13 protein-coding genes and 1 CRISPR repeat array are annotated in these 18,032 nt (G+C 66.0%); of the genes, 7 read left to right on the top strand and 6 right to left on the bottom strand.

What is annotated here, in order from left to right; genetic code table 11:
- The first annotated feature begins 73 nt into the window (after window positions 1–73).
- The 7 genes from TRAD_RS11435 (at window position 74) to TRAD_RS11405 (ending at window position 9,052) form a co-directional block, all read left to right on the top strand.
- Entirely contained in the window at window positions 74–1,564 is a 1,491-nt protein-coding gene (locus TRAD_RS11435; RefSeq protein ID WP_185095165.1) for an ABC transporter substrate-binding protein, read from the top strand.
- A gap of 53 nt (window positions 1,565–1,617) precedes the next feature.
- A complete protein-coding gene (locus TRAD_RS11430; RefSeq protein ID WP_013178770.1) occupies window positions 1,618–2,919 on the top strand; it encodes a sulfatase family protein in 1,302 nt (433 codons plus the stop codon).
- 303 nt (window positions 2,920–3,222) lie between these two features.
- Complete coding sequence (locus TRAD_RS11425) at window positions 3,223–4,176, top strand: ABC transporter substrate-binding protein (protein ID WP_013178769.1); 954 nt, start codon at window positions 3,223–3,225, stop codon at window positions 4,174–4,176.
- A 61-nt stretch (window positions 4,177–4,237) separates the two neighbouring features.
- Window positions 4,238–5,767 (top strand): sugar ABC transporter ATP-binding protein, encoded by a 1,530-nt coding sequence (locus TRAD_RS11420; RefSeq protein ID WP_013178768.1) that lies wholly within the window; start codon window positions 4,238–4,240, stop codon window positions 5,765–5,767.
- Entirely contained in the window at window positions 5,764–6,735 is a 972-nt protein-coding gene (locus TRAD_RS11415) for an ABC transporter permease (RefSeq protein WP_013178767.1), read from the top strand. Before TRAD_RS11420 ends, TRAD_RS11415 begins: the two co-directional genes overlap by 4 nt.
- Window positions 6,732–7,424 (top strand): transaldolase family protein, encoded by a 693-nt coding sequence (locus TRAD_RS11410; RefSeq protein WP_041947267.1) that lies wholly within the window; start codon window positions 6,732–6,734, stop codon window positions 7,422–7,424. Before TRAD_RS11415 ends, TRAD_RS11410 begins: the two co-directional genes overlap by 4 nt.
- An 8-nt stretch (window positions 7,425–7,432) precedes the next feature.
- Window positions 7,433–9,052 (top strand): fucose isomerase, encoded by a 1,620-nt coding sequence (locus TRAD_RS11405; protein WP_013178765.1) that lies wholly within the window; start codon window positions 7,433–7,435, stop codon window positions 9,050–9,052.
- An 85-nt stretch (window positions 9,053–9,137) separates the two neighbouring features.
- Window positions 9,138–10,632: a CRISPR direct-repeat array (repeat unit 29 nt; unit sequence CGGTTCATCCCCACGCGTGTGGGGAAAAG).
- Window positions 10,633–10,866: 234 nt separating this feature from the next.
- Here TRAD_RS11405 and TRAD_RS11400 read toward each other — a convergent pair.
- From TRAD_RS11400 to secG, 6 genes are all read right to left on the bottom strand, one after another.
- Window positions 10,867–11,925, bottom strand: a complete 1,059-nt coding sequence (locus TRAD_RS11400) for an ABC transporter ATP-binding protein (protein ID WP_013178764.1) — start codon at window positions 11,923–11,925, stop codon at window positions 10,867–10,869.
- Entirely contained in the window at window positions 11,922–12,938 is a 1,017-nt protein-coding gene (locus tag TRAD_RS11395; RefSeq protein WP_013178763.1) for an ABC transporter ATP-binding protein, read from the bottom strand. The genes TRAD_RS11400 and TRAD_RS11395 overlap by 4 nt, the downstream gene beginning before the upstream one ends.
- Window positions 12,939–13,024: 86 nt before the next feature.
- Window positions 13,025–14,236 (bottom strand): ABC transporter permease, encoded by a 1,212-nt coding sequence (locus TRAD_RS11390; protein ID WP_013178762.1) that lies wholly within the window; start codon window positions 14,234–14,236, stop codon window positions 13,025–13,027.
- A complete protein-coding gene (locus tag TRAD_RS11385; RefSeq protein WP_013178761.1) occupies window positions 14,236–15,216 on the bottom strand; it encodes an ABC transporter permease in 981 nt (326 codons plus the stop codon). Before TRAD_RS11385 ends, TRAD_RS11390 begins: the two co-directional genes overlap by 1 nt.
- 132 nt (window positions 15,217–15,348) lie before the next feature.
- Window positions 15,349–17,166, bottom strand: a complete 1,818-nt coding sequence (locus TRAD_RS11380; RefSeq protein ID WP_013178760.1) for an ABC transporter substrate-binding protein — start codon at window positions 17,164–17,166, stop codon at window positions 15,349–15,351.
- Window positions 17,167–17,764: 598 nt separating this feature from the next.
- Window positions 17,765–18,004 (bottom strand): preprotein translocase subunit SecG, encoded by a 240-nt coding sequence (gene secG / locus TRAD_RS11375; RefSeq protein WP_013178759.1) that lies wholly within the window; start codon window positions 18,002–18,004, stop codon window positions 17,765–17,767.
- Window positions 18,005–18,032 lie beyond the last annotated feature (28 nt).

Here is an 18,032-nt window from a genome sequence, read left to right as displayed (position 1 = left end):
GTGTCTCGCTGGGGCTGTGGCGGCGTGGAGCGCGTTGGCGGTGGGGGTGGCCGCGGCGCCTAGGGCGACGTGGGTGGTAGCGGAGCCTTTGACCCTATCGGTGATGGGCTCGAGGTCACCGCTGCAGAGCCCGTGGGAGGAGCTCAAGCTCTTCCGGGTGCTCGAGGCGCAGACGGGCATCCGGCTCGTCTTCGACACCCCCATCGACGACGCCTACGAGGAGCGCAAAAACCTCGCCTTCGCGAGCGGCAGTCTGCCCGACGTCTTTTTCGGCGGTCGCCTGAGCCCCGCCGACGAGGTGACCTACGGTTCGCAGGGGCTTCTGCTCCCGCTGGAGGCGCTGATCGCGGAGCACGCGCCCAACCTCGCGCAGCTGCTCGCAGAGCGCCCCGACCTGCGCCGCGCCATCACCACGCCGGACGGGCACATCTACGCCCTACCGGCTGTGACGGCCGGGTTCGGGGTGTACCCGAAGCTCTGGATCAACGCGGCGTGGTTAGACGCGCTCGGGCTCGCCATGCCGCGCACCACCGACGAGCTCTACGAGGTGCTCCGCGCTTTCCAGACGGGCGACCCCAACGGCAACGGCGAGGCCGACGAGATCCCCATCAGCTCGACGAGCCTCGAGGGGTGGCCGCTCGATGACCTGCGCCCGGGGCTCTTGGCGGCGTTCGGGTTTTCGGTCGGCTACGGCAGGGCGCTATTTGACGTCGCCGACGGCCGCGTGCGCTTCGTCCCCGCCGAGCCCGCGTTTTACGAGTACCTGGCTTTTGTGCACCGCCTCTACCGTGACGGTCTCCTCGACCCGGACGCCTTTACGCAGGACCTCACCGCGCTCGCCGCCAAGGGCGCCGCCGACCGCCTCGGCGCCTTTACCGCCGCGGGCCCCTTTCTGGTCGTCGGGCCGGAGCGCAACGAGACCTTCCGCCAGCTCCTCCCGCTCACCTCTGCCGTGAACGCCACCCCCATGTGGCCGCGCACCTCGGCGTATGTGCGCGGCACCTTCGCGATCTCGCACACGAACCCCGACCCGGCGGCGACGATGCGCTGGGTCGACCGATTTTACGATCTCGAGGGGGCGCTGCTGCTCGTGCACGGCGTCTACGGCGAGGATTGGGTCTACACCCCGTCGGGGGGGATCGCGCGCCTCTACCCCGAGGGGGAGAACCCGGAGCTCTACCGCGCCGCGACGCTCACCCCGGACGCGGGGTCGCAGCTGCCGCACAACCGCGAGCCGGTCTTTGCGCTCGCGCAGATCGACCTCGCGCAGACGAACCCGCTGAACTTCTACATCGCGGAGCAGACGGCGCTTCTAGAGCCCTACGCGGCGCCCACGCTCCCCCCGCTATACTTCACCCCCGACGAGCAGCGCGAGCTCTCGGCGCTGCTACTCGAGCTCGAGCGCTTTACCCAGAGCGCCGAGGCGGGCTTTATCACCGGCCAAAGGCCCTTAGACACGTGGGAGGCGTACCTAGAGACGCTTAGGCGCATCGGCTTGGAGCGGGTCTTGGCGCTCTACACGGCGGCGTATGAGCGCTACCTCGCGGCCGGAGCGGCCGAGTAGCCCGCTCGAGCCGAGCGCGGTACGCTGAGACCCGACCGAACGAGGAGGCGCCGGTGCTGCCCAACATCCTCTACCTCCACTCGCACGATACCGGCCGGTACGTGCAGCCTTACGGCGCGCCCATCGCGACCCCCAACCTGCAGCGCCTCGCCGAACAGGGGGTGATGTTTCGCGACGCGCACGCCGCCGCGCCGACCTGCTCGCCGTCGCGCGCGGGGCTCCTGACCGGTATGACGCCGCACAACGCCGGCATGATGGGGCTCGCCCACCGCGGTTGGCGGCTGCGCGACTACCGCACGCACCTCATCCACACCCTGCACGCCGCGGGCTACACCTCGGCGCTAGCGGGGGTGCAGCACCTCGCCCCCGACCCGGGCGGGGCGCGGCGGATCGGCTACCACCGCCAGCTGCCGAGCCGCGGCCTGCTTGCCGAGGACATCCTGCCCGCCGCCCTGAGGTATTTGCGGCACCCGCCCAAGCGCCCCTTTTTCCTCTCGGTCGGCTTTGTCGAGACCCACTTCATGCCGGAAGGGGGTTTTGGACACGGTACTGGCGACCCGCGCTACGTCCGCCCCCCCGCACCGCTCCCCGACGCGCCGCCGGTGCGCCAAGACCTCGCCGACTTCGCGCGCTCGGTGCGGGCGCTCGATGAGGGGATCGGCGCGCTTTTGGCGGCGCTAGAGCGCGGCGCTCTGGCCGAAAACACCCTGGTCCTCTGCACGACCGACCACGGCCCCCCCTTTCCCGGTATGAAAGGGCAGCTGACGCTGCACGGCACCGGGGTGATGCTCCTGATGCGCGGGCCCGGCGGGTTCACGGGCGGGCGGGTCGTCGACGGCCTCGTCTCGCACCTCGACGTCTTCCCGACGCTGTGCGAGCTGTTGCGCTTGCCGCCGCCCCCGTGGTTGCAGGGCCGTTCGCTGCTGCCTTTGGTGCGGGGCGAGGTCGCCTCGCTGCGCGACGCCCTCTTCACCGAGTCCACCCACCACGTCGCCTACGAGCCGCAGCGCTGCGTCCGCACGGAGCGCTACACCTATATCCGGCGCTTCGGGGGGCGCGCGCGACCGGTGCTCGTCAACTGCGACGATTCGCGCACCAAGAGCCTCCTGCTGGCGCGCGGCTGGCGCGAGCGCGCGGTGCCCTCCGAGGAGCTCTTCGACCGCCTCTACGACCCCTGCGAGACGCACAACCTCGCGAGCAGCGCGCCGCCCGGGGTGCTCGAGGCGCTGCGCGAGCGCCTCGAGCGCTGGATGCGCGACACCGACGACCCGCTGCTCGAGGGGGAGGTGCCGGTGCCGGCGGGGGCGCTCGAGCGCTCCCCCGATGAGGTGTCGCCCAAAGACCCGCCCGGCTGACCACGCCTAACACGGAGCGACAAAAACGCACCGTTTCGCGCAGAGATGACTTGACGAGATGTTGCCATCGCTCTATGATGCCCCTACACAAACTCCGTGCAAGGGCCCGCTGCCGAAGCGGTACGCGTGGGTGTAGACGGTAGGCGTGAGGGGTGGAAGACCGTGCCTGAGCCTTGATGTCGTCCGTTGCGAAGTGGGGCGTGGGAAGTGAGGCGTGGTTGGTGCGTGACTGGTTGGTGCGTGACGGCGTTGCCGTGCGCTTAGAGGCCGCGCGAACGGGTACGGCCGCGAAAGGGGAGACCGGTGAAGAGGATCATCCAAGCAGTGTGCGTTTTGCTCCTAGCTGGGGGCGCTCTGGCGCAAGAACCGCTCGACATCGCCGTGATCGTCAAGGCGACGACCTCGCCTTTCTGGCAGACGGTCTTCGCGGGCGCCGAGGCCGCCGCCGAGGAGCTGGGCGTCAACCTCACGACCTTGGGCGCCGCCGAGGAGTCCGATATCGCGGGGCAGATCGCCATTTTGGAGAACGCCGTGACCCAAGGGCCGGACGCGATCGTCATCGCGCCGACCGCCTTCGAACCCCTGGGCGCCCCCATCGAGCGGGCCGCCGAGCGCGTGCCGATCATCAAGATCGACTCGGCCGCCGACACGGACGCCTACACCTCGTTTCTGACCACTGACAACTTCGCTGCCGGTCAGCTCGCCGCCGAAGCCTTGGCCGAGGCCGTCGAGGCGCTGCACGGCGCGCCCGAAGGGGAGATCGCCATCCTCACGGCGCTCCCCGGCGTGGGTTCGTTGACCGCGCGCGACAACGGCTTCCGCGACGGTCTGACGAACTACCCCGGGTTGCGCGAGGTCGCCAACCGCTTTAACAACAACGACGCCAACCAGGCGCTCTCGAACACCCTCGACCTCCTCGTGGCGCACCCGAACCTCGTGGGCATCTTCGCCGACAACCTGCCGATGGGCGTCGGGGCGGGGCGGGCGATCGCCGAGCGCGGGCTCGAGGAGCAGGTCGCCGTCGTCGCCTTCGACGCCGACGAGCAGGAGATCGCCTTTTTACAGGGCGGTCAGATCAAAGCGCTGGTGGTGCAAAACCCCTACCGCATGGGTTACGAGGGGGTCAAGACCGCCGTCGCCGCCGCCCGCGGCGAGGAGGTCGAGCGCGAGATCGACACGGGGGTGACCATCGTGACCCTCGAGAACTTTGACACCCCAGAGGTGCAGGCGCTGCTCTACCCGGAGACGCGGGAGTAACGGGGCTGCGCTTTGGGGGTCACGGCGTGGCTGCGGCGCGCCGTGACCCCCAGCAAAACCTATGAGCACCCTTTTAGAGCTGCAAGACATCGACAAGCGTTTCCCCGGAACCCACGCCCTCAAGGGCGTGAGTTTGGTCTTTGAGCGGGGCAAAACGCACGCCATCGTCGGCGAAAACGGGGCGGGCAAGTCGACCTTGATCAAGATCCTCACGGGCGCGCACCCCAAAGACGGCGGCACCTTGATCTGGGAAGGCAGCCCCCTCGAGCTGCGCAGCCCCCTAGACGCGCAAGCCCTGGGCATCAACGCCGTGCACCAAGAGGTCGCCCTGGCGCCCGCGCTCACGGTCGCCGAAAACATCTTTTTGGGGGACGAACCGACGCGCGCGGGGTTGGTGCAAGACCGCGTGATGACCCGGCGGGCGCAGGCGCTTTTAGACGACCTCGGCTTTCAGCTCTCCGCTCGGCGCCGCCTCGGCGACCTGACCATCGGCCAGCAGCAGCTCGTGGCGACCGCGCGAGCGAGCGCGCGCGGCACAAAGCTCTTGATCTTCGACGAACCCACCGCCTACCTCTCGAACAGCGAGGTCCGGGGGCTCTTTCGCCTTATCCGGCGGCTGCAGGGGGAGGGGGTGACGATCGTCTACATCAGCCACCGTTTGGAGGAGATCTTCGAGCTCGCCGACTTTGTCACCGTGCTGCGCGACGGGGCGGTGATCTCCTCGCGGCCGATCCATGAGACCGACCGGAGCACGCTGATTCGCGACATGGCGGGCCGCAGCTTCGAGCAGCTCTACTACAAAGAGGCCGTCCCCAAGGGGGAGGTGCTGTTAAGGACGGCGCGCCTTTCGGGAGTTGGATTTCACGACATCAGCCTCACGGTGCGCCGCGGCGAGATCATAGGGCTTTTCGGCCTCATCGGGGCGGGGCGGAGCGAGTTTCTGTCGGCCGTGTTCGGCCGCACGCGCCCCACCTCGGGCGAGATGCGTTTTCGGGGGGCGCCCTACCGCCCGAAGAGCGTCGCCGACGCGCTCAAGCGGGGGGTGGCGCTGATCCCCGAGAGCCGCCGCTTGCAGGGGCTCTGCTTGTCGCTCTCGGTGGGCTTCAACCTCAACCTGCCGGTCTACGAGCGCATCAGCCCCTTCGGCGTGGTGCGCCGCGCCGACGAGCTCAGAAACGCGGAGGCGCAGATCCGCGACCTGCGTATCCGCACCCCCGGCGCGGCGCGGCAGGTCGGCAAACTCTCGGGCGGCAACCAGCAGAAGGTGGTGCTCGGCAAGTGGCTTTTGCACGGCGCCGAGCTCTACATCTTCGACGAGCCGACGACCGGCGTGGACGTCGCTACCAAGCTCGAGATCTACAAACTCATGGCCGCCCTCCTCAAGGGGGGGGCGGGGATCATCCTGGTCTCCTCGTACCTCCCGGAGGTGTTAGAACTCAGCGACACGCTGCACGTCTTTCGCCACGGGCGTCTTGTCGGCACGCACCCCCACGGCGCCGCGGACAGCGAAACGATTCTGGCTCAGGCGCTCGGGGCGGCGCAGACCCAGGCGCTTAAAGCCGAAGCCCCAGCCACAGAGGAAGCTCTATGACCGACACCACGCCGCAAACTGCTCCAGGCCGCCGCTTCGACCCCAAGACGCTCTTGCAGCTCACCCTCTTCGGGCTCTTGGCGCTTTTGTGGCTCGTGTTGGCGCTCGCGACCGACACCTTTTTCACGGAGCAGAACATCAGCAACCTGGTGCGCCAGACCTCCATCGGGGCGCTCGTCGCCTTCGGTCAAACCTTTGTCATCATCACCGCTGGCATCGACCTCTCGGTGGGGGCGGTGGTGGGGCTTAGCGGGGTCGTTCTGGCGCTCTTGCTGCAAGCCGGGGTGCCGCTGCCCTTAGCGATCGTCTTGACGCTGCTCTTGGGCGCTGTAGTCGGCATCTACCACGGTTTCGGGATCTACAACCTGGGTTTGCCGCCCTTTATCATGACGCTCGCGTCGCTCGTGGGGCTGCGCGGGGTGGCGCTCTTGATCACCAACGGGCAGAGCATCGGGGGGTTGCCGCGCGGTTTTACCAACTTCTCGCAGGTGTCGTTTTTGGGGATCCCGAGCCTTTTCTGGATGGTCATTTTGGTGGGCGTCTTGGCCTTTGTGCTGCTGCAGCGGAGCCGTTTCGGCCGCTACATCTACGCGGTCGGGAGCAACCGCGAGGCGGCGCGCTTAAGCGGCGTCAAGATCGGCCGCACGATCTACCTCGCCTACGCCGTCTCGGCGACGCTCGCTGCGCTCGCGGGCATCCTGCTCGCCTCGCGCATCAGCGTGGGGATCCCCACGGCGGGCACCTACTACGAGCTCGACGCCATCGCCGCGTCGGTCATCGGCGGCGCCAGCCTCTTCGGCGCGGAGGGGTCGATCATCGGCTCCTTTATCGGCGCGCTGCTACTCACCACCATCAACAACGGCTCCAACCTGCTGGGCGTCAACCCCTTCTGGCAGCCCATCATCACAGGGCTCATCATCGTCGGGGTGGTCTACACCGACCAGCTGCGCAAACGGCGGCAGGCGTGAATCCTCCGGAGCCGCACGTGTACCTCGACAGCGCCGACTTGGAGGTGCTAAGGGGGGTGCTGCCCAACCCGCTGGTGTACGGCGTCACCACCAACCCCACGCTGATGCGGCGCGCTGGCCTTGCTTACGCCGACCTACCGGGCTTCGCGGCGGCGGTGCAGGGGCTTGGGGCCCGGGCCGTGCACCTCCAGGTGCCGTGCAGCAGCGCCGAAAAGACCCTCGAGGCGGGCCGGGAGCTCGCCGCATTGGGGCCGCCCGGGTTCGTCGTCGTCAAGATCCCGGCGACGCGCGAGGGGTTTTCGGGGGCGGCGGCGCTCGTCGCCGAAGGGGTCCCCGTGACGATGACGGCGGTTTACCGCCCCGAGCAGGCCCTCTGGTCGCAGATGGTGGGCGCCGCCTACGCCGCGCCCTACTTGGGGCGTTTGGAGGACGCCGGGGAGGACGGCCTAGGTTTAATCGGGCGGATGCAGCGGCTTTTGGCGCGCTACGCGGGCGCGCACCCGACCCGTTTGCTCGTGGCGAGCGTGCGCACGCGCGAGGCGGTGCTGGCGCTCCTCGAGCTGGGCGTCGGGGCGCTCACCCTGCCGCCCGCGCTCTTCACCGAGCTGACAAACGACGCCGAAACGGCCCGCGCCGCCGAGACGTTTCTGGAGGACGCCCGCGCGCTCATGAACGCACACGACACCTGAGGTAACCCATGGACGACCTGCAACCCACGCTGCCCATCACCCACGCCCTCTTGGTCGCGAGCGGCGACCTGCGCGAGACGGCCAACCGCGTCTGCTGGCCCGCTCAGGCGGCGATGGAGGCGGCGCTAACGGAGGCTTTCGGGCGCCACGGCGTCAAGGTGACGCGCGCCCACCCCTTCGACGAACGCACCGGCCACGGCTTTATCTCGTCGCAGCGCATGGGGATGGACGTGTTTCGGACGGTTCCCAAAGATGCCCCGTTGGTCGTCGCCGAGGCCGTGTGGCAGTACTCGCACCACGTCCTGGCCGGTCTGCGCGACCACCGGGGGCCGATCCTCACGGTCGCCAACTGGAGCGGCCAGTGGCCGGGGCTGGTGGGGATGCTGAACCTCAATGGCTCCTTGACCAAGGCGGGGGTCGCCTACAGCACGCTGTGGAGCGAGACCTTCACCGACCCCTTTTTCGAGCGCGGGCTCAAGGAATGGTTGACGACGGGAAGGGTCGAGCACGACCTCAGCCACGTTAGGTCGCTCGAGCCCAGCGCCCTCTCAGCGGAAGCGGCCGAGCTGGGCGCCCACTTGGCCGAGACCTTGAGGCGCGACAAGGCCATCTTGGGCGTGTTCGACGAGGGCTGCATGGGGATGTACAACGCCATTATCGACGACGAACTCCTCAACCCCTTGGGCGTCTACAAGGAGCGCCTGTCGCAGTCGGCCTTGGTCGCCGAGATGCGCCTGGTGCGGGGCAGCGAGGCGCGCTCCGTCCTCGACTGGTTGCGCCGGCGCGGCGTGACCTTCGTCACGGGAACGGACGACGAGACCGAGCTGACCGAAGCGCAGCTTCTGGAGCAGGCCAGGATGTACGTCGCCGCCGTGCGCATGGCCCACCGCTTCGGTTGCGACGCCGTGGGCATCCAGTACCAGCAGGGCCTCAAAGACATGACGCCCGCTTCTGACCTCGTCGAAGGGCTGCTCAACAACCCCGACCGCCCCCCCGTGCTGCACGCCGAGACCGGCGAGGAGCTCTATCCGGGCCGCGCCCTGCCGCACTTCAACGAAGTCGACGAGTGCGCCGCCTTGGACGCTCTTGTCACCAACCGGGTGTGGACGGCGCTCTCGCTCGAGCCCTCGACCACGCTGCACGACCTGCGCTGGGGCGAGCCCTACCCGATCGCTGGGGAGGAGCCGTTCGTTTGGGTGTTTGAGATCTCCGGCGCGGCCCCCGCCTCGCACTTCGTAGACGGCTACGCGGGGGCGCGGAGCGAGCGGCAGCCGCCCATGTACTTTCCTTTGGGGGGCGGAACGCTCAAGGGGGTCAGTAAGCCAGGTGAGATCATCTGGAGCCGCGTGTTCGTGCAGGGGGGCGCTCTAGAGGTTGACCTCGGGCGGGCGACGGTGGTCGCGCTCCCCGAGGAGGAGACGCGGCGGCGGTGGGAGGCGACGACGCCGCAGTGGCCGATCATGCACGCGGTCTTGCGCGGCGTCACGCGCGACCAGATGATGGCGCGGCACAAAGCCAACCACATCCAGGTGGCCTACGTTCCGTCCGAACAAGCTGAGCACGTGTTGCAGGTCAAAGCGGCGATGTTCGCCGCGTTGGGGCTTAAGGTTCACCTGTGTGGGGTGTGAGCCCGGTTAGAGACTCGCTGAAGATATTTCGTCCCCGCTCGTGTGGGGAAAAGCCGGTTGGGGTGTTCCTCTCTCCGGGGAGCACCGGTTCATCCCCACGCGTGTGGGGAAAAGAGGTTTCAGTTTCGCCGTAGACCTCCCCCGCGCGGTTCATCCCCACGCGTGTGGGGAAAAGAGGTTTCAGTTTCGCCGTAGACCTCCCCCGCGCGGTTCATCCCCACGCGTGTGGGGAAAAGGCGTCGTTGGGGTCGACGCTCTGGCCCAGCGCCGGTTCATCCCCACGCGTGTGGGGAAAAGGACGTGATCTGATGCAGGCGATTGTTGCTACCCGGTTCATCCCCACGCGTGTGGGGAAAAGGCCACGTTTGCTCTCAGGGACAAGCCCCGGTCCGGTTCATCCCCACGCGTGTGGGGAAAAGGGTGCGAGCCGGTGAGTAGATCGACCTCACCCCACGGTTCATCCCCACGCGTGTGGGGAAAAGCTTGGCGATATCGATGGTGAGCTGCGCGGCTTCGGTTCATCCCCACGCGTGTGGGGAAAAGGGGTGTCGCCACGTGTCAGCACATACCAATCTCGGTTCATCCCCACGCGTGTGGGGAAAAGCTGACCTGCTCCAAGCGCTACAGCGACATACCCGGTTCATCCCCACGCGTGTGGGGAAAAGGCTCTGAACATCGTCGCGCCTGAAGCCGTCAACGGTTCATCCCCACGCGTGTGGGGAAAAGCTGACGATGCCGGGGGGGCGGGGCGAGAGAGACTGGTTCATCCCCACGCGTGTGGGGAAAAGAGGCCGAGTGCCTTGACGCGGTTGATGTACTTCGGTTCATCCCCACGCGTGTGGGGAAAAGTGGGCAAAAGCCAACACCTTGCCCACGTTGTCCGGTTCATCCCCACGCGTGTGGGGAAAAGGCCCTCTTCTACAACGCCGAGGAAGGTGCCTACGGTTCATCCCCACGCGTGTGGGGAAAAGAGGAAGGGGAGGGGAGGGTGCTCACCCTGTACCGGTTCATCCCCACGCGTGTGGGGAAAAGGAGATAGAGCCGATACCCGCTCGTTCAAGGCGCGGTTCATCCCCACGCGTGTGGGGAAAAGATGTTTGGCTGAACTTCCCCGAGCCCCTGGAGCGGTTCATCCCCACGCGTGTGGGGAAAAGGCCGCCCTTTTTCATGCCGCGTCTAGCTCCCCCGGTTCATCCCCACGCGTGTGGGGAAAAGTCGACGAGGTAGCGGACGCGCCCCTGCTCGTCCGGTTCATCCCCACGCGTGTGGGGAAAAGGGTACGGGCTCAGATAGCGCGGCGGCGGCAACGGTTCATCCCCACGCGTGTGGGGAAAAGCGCGCAACCGTCCGCAGCACCGTCTCCGCCGCCGGTTCATCCCCACGCGTGTGGGGAAAAGCAGACGCTGACGGTAATCACGCGCGTCCGCGACGGTTCATCCCCACGCGTGTGGGGAAAAGCACGGGAACTTGGGGTAGCGATACCCCGAACGCGGTTCATCCCCACGCGTGTGGGGAAAAGAGAGCCTCGGCCCGGTGCTTTAGTCGCTGCATCGGTTCATCCCCACGCGTGTGGGGAAAAGACTAGCCCAGCACGGCAAATCTACGGGCTGCCCCCCTCGGAAGTGTCAGCTAGGTTGTCATGGTTCTCGCCTCGAGGCTCGTTGCCGAGTGCGTCAGGCGGCTTTGCTATGCGTTTTGAAAACCTCGCGGCTACCGACATCCAGCCATTCCAAAAAGCCGTAGGGGGGCACCGGGTGCTGAGAGGAAGTGTCGAAGCGCCCACTCGGGGCGCTTGCAGAGGTGTTGAAAGAGCTTTAGACCGGCCCAGGGCGCCGGATGCACGCTTTGAAGTGGCCGGGGGAGACCTCCTCCAAGGGCGGCACGACCTCCGCGCACTCTTTGGCTGCGATCGGGCAGCGCGTCCGGAAGACGCAGCCCGAGGGCGGGTTGATGGGGCTAGGGATGTCGCCCTGCAAGATGATGCGCTCGCGCCGCACCGTCGGGTCGGGGATGGGCACCGCCGAGAGGAGCGCTTCGGTGTAGGGGTGCACGGGGTTGGCGTAGAGCTCCTTGGCCGGGGCGATCTCCATGATGCGGCCCAGGTACATCACCACCACGCGGTCGGAGATGTACTCGACGACGCCTAGGTCGTGGGCGATGAAAAGGAGCGTCAGGCCGAGCTCCTCCTTGAGGTCTTGCAGCAAGTTGACGACCTGCGCCTGAATGGAGACGTCAAGAGCCGAGACCGGTTCGTCGGCGACGATGAACTGCGGGTCGACCGCGAGCGCGCGGGCGATGCCGATGCGCTGACGCTGCCCCCCCGAGAACTCGTGCGGGTAGCGGCGCATGTGCGCCGCCGAGAGGCCGGTACGCTCCAAAAGCTGCACGACCCGCTCTTCGCGCGCCTTGCCGCGCGCGAGCTTGTGGATGTCTAACGCCTCGCCGATAATGTCGCCGACCGTCATGCGCGGGTTGAGGCTCGCAAAGGGGTCTTGGAAGATGATCTGCATCTCTTTGCGGTACTCGCGCATCTGCGCTTTGGAGAGCTTGGCGAGGTCGGTGCCGTTAAAGAGAATCTCGCCCGAGGTGGGTTCGATCAGCCGCAAGATGGTCCGGCCGGCGGTCGTCTTGCCGCTCCCCGACTCCCCGACGAGCCCGACGACCTCGCCCGGTTTGATCTTGAGGGTAAAGTCCTCGACCGCTTTGACGTTGGCGACCGTGCGTGAAAAGATGCCGCCCTTGATGGGGAAGTACTTTTTGAGGTTGTTGACCTCGAGGAGGTATTCCCCCTTAGCGCTGCCCCGTTTGTCAACACCGCTGACGCGTGGCCCTTTGGGCGCCTTGTCTTCTTTAACAATGACGACGTCGCTCACGCCATAACCTTCCGCTCGCTGAGGTCGAGTTCTTTCCAGCGGACGCAGCGCACCATGTGGCCGCCGCCGGTGTCTTCAAGGGGCGGGATCGCCTCTTTGCACTTGTCTTGAACAAAGCGGCAGCGCGGGTGAAAGGAGCACCCCGGCGGCAGGTACAAGGGGTTGGGGACGTTACCGGGGATCGCCTCGAGCCGCGCTTGGTGTTCGGCCGCCTTGTCGACGCGCGGAATCGAGTTCATCAGCCCCAAGGTGTAGGGCATCTGCGGATCGGCGAAGATCTCCCGCACGTCCCCCTCTTCGACCGCGCGCCCGGCGTACATCACCACCACGCGGTCGGCGATCTCGGCGACCACCCCCAGGTCGTGGGTGATAAAGAGGATCGACATGCCGATCTCGCGCTGCAGCTGGCGCATGAGGTCTAAAATCTGCGCCTGAATGGTGACGTCCAGAGCGGTCGTCGGCTCGTCGGCGATAAGCAGCTTCGGCCCGCACGAGAGCGCCATGGCGATCATCACGCGTTGGCGCATCCCCCCCGACATCTGGTGCGGGTAGTTGTGCACGCGTTTGCCCGGTTCGGGGATGCCAACTAAGTCGAGCATCTCGGTCGCGAGCTTCATCGCCTGCCGACGGGTTTTCTTCTGGTGGAGCTGGATCGCCTCGGCGATCTGGTCGCCGACCGTATAGACCGGGTTCAGCGAGGTCATCGGCTCCTGGAAGATCATCGAGATGTCGTTGCCGCGGATTTTGCGCATCTGCGCCTCGCTCATCTTGACGAGGTCTTTGCCCTCGAAGAGCATCTCCCCCCCGGCGATGCGTCCGGGTGGGGTGGGGATAAGGCGCATGATCGACAGGCTGGTGACCGACTTGCCCGAACCGGACTCGCCGACGACCGCTAAGGTCTCGCCGCGGCCGATGTGAAACGACACCCCGTCGACGGCTTTGACGACGCCGTCGTCGGTGTTGAAGTAGGTTTTGAGGTCGTTGACCTCTAAGATCGCGTCCCGATTAGCCACGGCAGAGACCCTTTGCGGTTGATAAAGAGGCGTGCACGGTTGTCATGATGAAGTCGATTGTACCGAAAACTGGAAGGTGTTGCACTTTATCGGCGGCTCCGCGGATCGAAGGCGTCGCGCAGCGCGTCCCCCAAGAGGTTCCACATCATCACGGCGATAAAGATGAAAAGCCCCGGCAAGAAGATCCACCACCTGTCGGCGAGCCCCGCGACCCCCGCGAAGTTCTGCGCGGTCGAGAGCATGAGCCCCCATGAGGTCGAGGGCGGCTGGATGCCGAGGCCGAAAAAGCTCAGCACGGACTCGGTGATGATAAAGGCCGGGATCACAAGGCTCATGTAGACGATCACGTAGGTGAGCGTGTGAGGCAGCATGTGCCGCAAGATGATGCGGGTGTTGCTGGCGCCTAGTGAGCGTGCCGCGTAGGCGAAGTCGCGTTCGCGCAGCGACAGCACCTGACCGCGCACCGTCCGCGCCACCCCGCCCCAACCGATCAGCGACAGCACCACGATCACCAGCATGAAGACCGTCGAGGAGGGGAGGTTTAAGGGGTAGAAGATGGCCGACAGGGCGAGCAGCAAAAAGAGGTCGGGAATCGCGGCGAGCGCCTCGATAAAGCGCATGATGAGTTCGTCGACCCAACCCCCGAAAAACCCCGCGATGCCACCCATGACGACGCCGATGGCGATCGCCACCGCTGCCGCGAGGATGCCGACGGTCAAGCTGATGCGGGCGCCGTAGAGAACCTTGCTGAAAACGTCGGCGCCGAGGTCGTCTGAGCCCCAGATGTAGATGCGGGCGTTTGGGTCATCGAGGCCGAAAAGGCGCAGCGACGCCCAGGGGCGGATACCCCACGCTTGGCGGAGCTGGACCGGGATCAGGTTGACGGGGAAGGGGACGTAGCGTTCGCGGACGTTGTCGCTGCGGACGAAAAAGCGCAGCTCGTAGCGCCTCGAGGGGTCTTCGACCCAGACGTTTTCGAGCGTCTCTAGGTCGAGCTCGCGCGTCATGCCGTAGATAAAGGGGCGGGTAAAGCCGTTTTCATCCCAGAAACGGATGCGGTTGGGGGGTTGAAAGGTGGCGCCGGTGTTGATGAAGCGTTCGGGGTAGGGGGCGAGAAAGTCGGCAAACGCGGCGAGCAGGTAGAGGACGCTGAGCACCACGAGCGACACGCGCGCGAGCGGGTGCTTGCGGAACTGCTTCCAAGCGATCGAGGTGAGCGACTCCCCGCGGGGCTTGCGGCCCGGCGGCGCGCTCATGGTGTCGGGCGCTTGGGTGACGGGGGGGGTAACGTCGGCCATTAGTAACGGATCCTCGGGTCAATCAGCGCCAGGGCGATGTCCGAAATCAGGTTGCCGATCATCAGCAGCAGCGTCAGGATGGTCAGGAGCGCCATGATGACGTAGATATCCTGCGCGTAAATGGAGCGCAAAAAGAGCGGGGTGATGCCGGGCCAGCGGAGCACGTACTCGACCGAACCGGCGCCGCTAATCAGGCTGGGGAGCACGCCGCCGATGGTCGCGACGATGACGATCACGGCGTTGCGCAGCCCGTGCTTGTAGTTCACTACCCGTTCGGAGAGCCCCTTGGCGCGCGCGGTGCGGATGTAGTCCTGGCCCAAGACCTCGAGCATCTCCCCGCGCATAAACCGTGAGATCGAGGCGAGCCCCGAAAGGGCGATGACCAGCATCGGGGCGATGAGGTGCCAGAGCCGGTCGGCAAACTGCCCCCAAGCGCTGAGCTGAGCGTGGTTCTGACTGGTCATCCCGCCGACTGGGATAAGGAGGTAGCCGTTGGCTTGAAAAAACTGCACGGCGAACGCGACCACGAGGAGCGCGAGGAAAAAGTTGGGAATAGCGAGGCCGATGAGGCTAAAGATGGTGAGCGCCCGGTCGCCGAGCGAGTACTTGCGCACGGCCGAGTAGACGCCGATGGGAATAGCGATGAGATAGGTCAAGATCGTCGCGGGCAGCAGCAGCGTCAGGGAGTTCACCATCCGCGGCCAGATGAGGTTGGTGACGTCGCCGCGCGTGGTCATTGAGGTGCCGAAGTCAAACCCCGTCACGACGTTGCGCAGCCAGTAGAAGTAGCGCACGTACCAGGGTTGGTCGAGCCCGAGCGACTGCCGGATGCGCTCGGCCCGCCCCGGGTCGAGCTGGTCGAAGGCAAACTGGCTCGCAAAGTCGCCCGGCGCGAGTTCGATCACGATCCAGGCGAGAAAGGTGGCGATAAAAAAGGTCGGAATAAGGTTGAGCAGACGGCGAAAAAGATAGGCGATCACGTGAGGGCTCCAGGGTGCTCGGTTCCGCGCTTACGAAATAGGGGGAGGGGGCGGGCGGTACAGCAGGTGTGGGTAAGGTGGTAGGGAACAGCAGGGGTGTCCGTGGTAGCGGACACCCCTTGGAAAGCGACGTTACTGCGGCTCGGTGACGAGGGTGCGGAAGTTGCCCGGGGTGTAGGGCGATTCGATCGAGTTGGCGTCTAACACCTCTTCCGGCCAGACGTTACCGAGGTCGTGGTAGAAGTGGAACGCGGGCGAGATGAGCGGGATGATGGGCAGGTGCTCGCGCATGATCTCGGCGCGCTGGTTGTAGATCGCGACGCGCTCCTCGAGGTCCAAGGTGCGGTCCATGCGGCGCGAGAGCCTATCCATGGAGATCTCCCAGAGCTCGGCGTCGCCGCGGTCTTTGTTCCACGAGTTGAGGTTTTCACCGAGGCCTAAGACGTTGACCGACGAGGGGTTGTCGACGTCGCCGCCGGCGAGGCCCCAGATCTGCGCGTCGTAGTCGACCGTGCGGCCCACTTCGGGGTCGTAGTCGGTGCCGACGATCGAGTCGCTCCAGATCTCCGAGGCGACCTCGCGCGGGTTGACGCGCACGCCGTAGGGCTCGAGCGTCTGCGAGATCACCTGCGCGATCTGCGCGCGGCGGTTGTTACCGGAGTTGAACTGCAGGTCGAACTCGGCGCGGCAGCCGGTTTCGGGGTTGCGCAGCACGCCGTCGGGCCCCTCTTCGGTAAAGCCGATTGCGGCGAGCAGCTCGACGCCCCGTTCGGGGTCGAACTCGAAGGGCTCGAGGTTGGGCGCGTCGAAGGGCGCCGCCGCTTCGCTCTGGTAGTCCTTGGCGGGGAAGCCGAGGCCGCCCAAAGCCGCCTGGATGAGCGCTTCGCGGTCGATCATGATGGCGACCGCTTGGCGGAACTCGGTCGCGCGGAAGAGGTTGCGTTTGCACTCGTCGCGCTTGTTGAAGTTAAAGGTCATAAAGTCGACCAGCGAGTCGGGGCCGATGTTGGCGAAAAGCTGCCCGCCGATGGTGCCGTTTTGCACCGCCTGCTGCACCGCGCGCACCTCGTCTAGGGTGGTCGGCCAGTAGAAGCTGGTCTGGTCGGTGGTCACGAGCGCGAGCTGCGCGTTGCGGTCCTCGACGAAGGTCACCGTCCAGCTGTCTGGGCCGGGGAGCGGCGTGCCGTCGGCAGCGAGCACGTTCTGGGCGTAGGCGTCGTTGCGGGTGAGCGTGATGCGCTCGCCGGGGGCGAACTCGGTGATCATGTACGGGCCACCCGAGACGAGCTCGGTCACCGGGGTGTCGATGCTCCAGAGCGCGCGGATGCCCTCGGCCCCTTCCGCTTCGTAGACGGGCATAAAGATGTGCGCGGGAACGGCGCTGATGCCGTCGATACGGCCGATGGCGTTCACCTGCGGTTCGGGGAAGGTGACGCGGAACTGGTACTCGCCGAGCTGCTCGTAGATCACGGGCTCTTGCGTTTCGCCCTGCACGGTAAACGAGTAGGTGTTGGATTGCACGTCGGGGTCGCCGATGATGGTGCGCGCGGCCATAAAGTCTTCGGCGGTGATCTCCTCGCCGTCCGACCAGGTCCAGCCCTCGCGCAAGGTGATGATGAACTCCTGTTCGGTGCGCACCTCTTCGATGTCGGCGGCGAAGAAGAGGTTGAAGTTGCCCTCCTCATCGCGGAACGAGCGCGTCCCGAGCCAGTCGCGGTAGACCAGGCTAGGGGCGGCGGTGAGGCCGAGCACGGCGGTCTCCTGGGCGCTCGAGGAGAGCACGGTGTTAAAGGTCAGGAAGTCGCCGAAGAGCGTCTCCTGGATCGTGCCGCCCTGCACCGCCGTCGGCGCGTAGTTCTCCGGCCACTGAAAGGGCTGCGCCGACGCGAGCGGCAAAAGCGCCGTCGCCGCGAGCGCACCCGCCGAGAGGGCCAACGAGGGTTTCTTCATCACTACCTCCTATGCGTGTGGGGCCGCTCCTCACCAGAGTTGGCTGCACAGATTCTTGGAGACGCTCCATCTCTAGCAGCGGTCGCTGCCCCCTTTTTAGCGAACAGGTTGTGTCGCCCCAAAAGGCTAACGTGAAGAGGGCTAAAAATCAAGCGACCTTTCGCGCGCCACGAAAACGGTGAACAAACCGTCACCCTCCTCACTGGGGTTTAATGTATCACTCTTGGCGCAGACGCACCAGTATGGTTTTGTTGCACGCCCCCCGCTCGCGCCCGCATCTGCTTAAGCTTTCAGGGGCTGTGTCGTGTACGCTGTTCGGCAAAAGTGGGTCAAAGGGTCACTTTCCCAGTGACACTGTGTGTGGAAATGATGGGTTTGGTGAAGCTTTTGCCCGCGCTGTAGTTGTATACTTTTTCGATGAGTGTGGGCTATGGGTACACACCCTGGCGGTGACCTTGCTTCACCTGAGCGCTTCGGCGCGGTAGCCCTGAGGGACGATCAGCGCGAGATGCCCAAAAAGAAAAGCTGCCTAGGGGCAGCTCGAGCGTTAGCAGCATGTGTACGTGACAGGTGTACTCGGCGCGCGGCTTTGGGAAGCTTACGCCCGCGGCAGCACGGCGAGCGCGAGCGCGAGAAGCCCCCAGACGACGCCCATGTAGATGGTGAGGCGCTGAAGGCCGCCGGCCGTACCCCCCCGCGTACCAGCGAAGTCTTGCGCGCCGCCGCCCAACCCTTCACCGAGACCACCCTGTCGCGGCTCCTGCAGCAGGATCACCGCCGTCAGCGCGAGGGAGAGAACGACAAATAGAACGAACACCACCCAGAAAAGGATGTACACCAGCAGCCTCCGTCAACCTGAACCCGCG

The organism is Truepera radiovictrix DSM 17093 (assembly GCF_000092425.1).
Classification (GTDB): Bacteria; Deinococcota; Deinococci; order Deinococcales; family Trueperaceae; genus Truepera; species Truepera radiovictrix.
Note: the sequence above shows the minus strand (reverse complement) of the source record. Positions and strands in the feature narration are given on the sequence as shown.

Bases quoted from the DNA above. Each gene is read 5' to 3' on its own strand.
- TRAD_RS11380 (WP_013178760.1), bottom strand. From the start codon at position 17,166: ATGAAGAAACCCTCGTTGGCCCTCTCGGCGGGTGCGCTCGCGGCGACG.
- TRAD_RS11420 (WP_013178768.1), top strand. From the start codon at position 4,238: ATGAGCACCCTTTTAGAGCTGCAAGACATCGACAAGCGTTTCCCCGGA.
- TRAD_RS11390 (WP_013178762.1), bottom strand. From the start codon at position 14,236: ATGGCCGACGTTACCCCCCCCGTCACCCAAGCGCCCGACACCATGAGC.
- TRAD_RS11405 (WP_013178765.1), top strand. From the start codon at position 7,433: ATGGACGACCTGCAACCCACGCTGCCCATCACCCACGCCCTCTTGGTC.
- TRAD_RS11415 (WP_013178767.1), top strand. From the start codon at position 5,764: ATGACCGACACCACGCCGCAAACTGCTCCAGGCCGCCGCTTCGACCCC.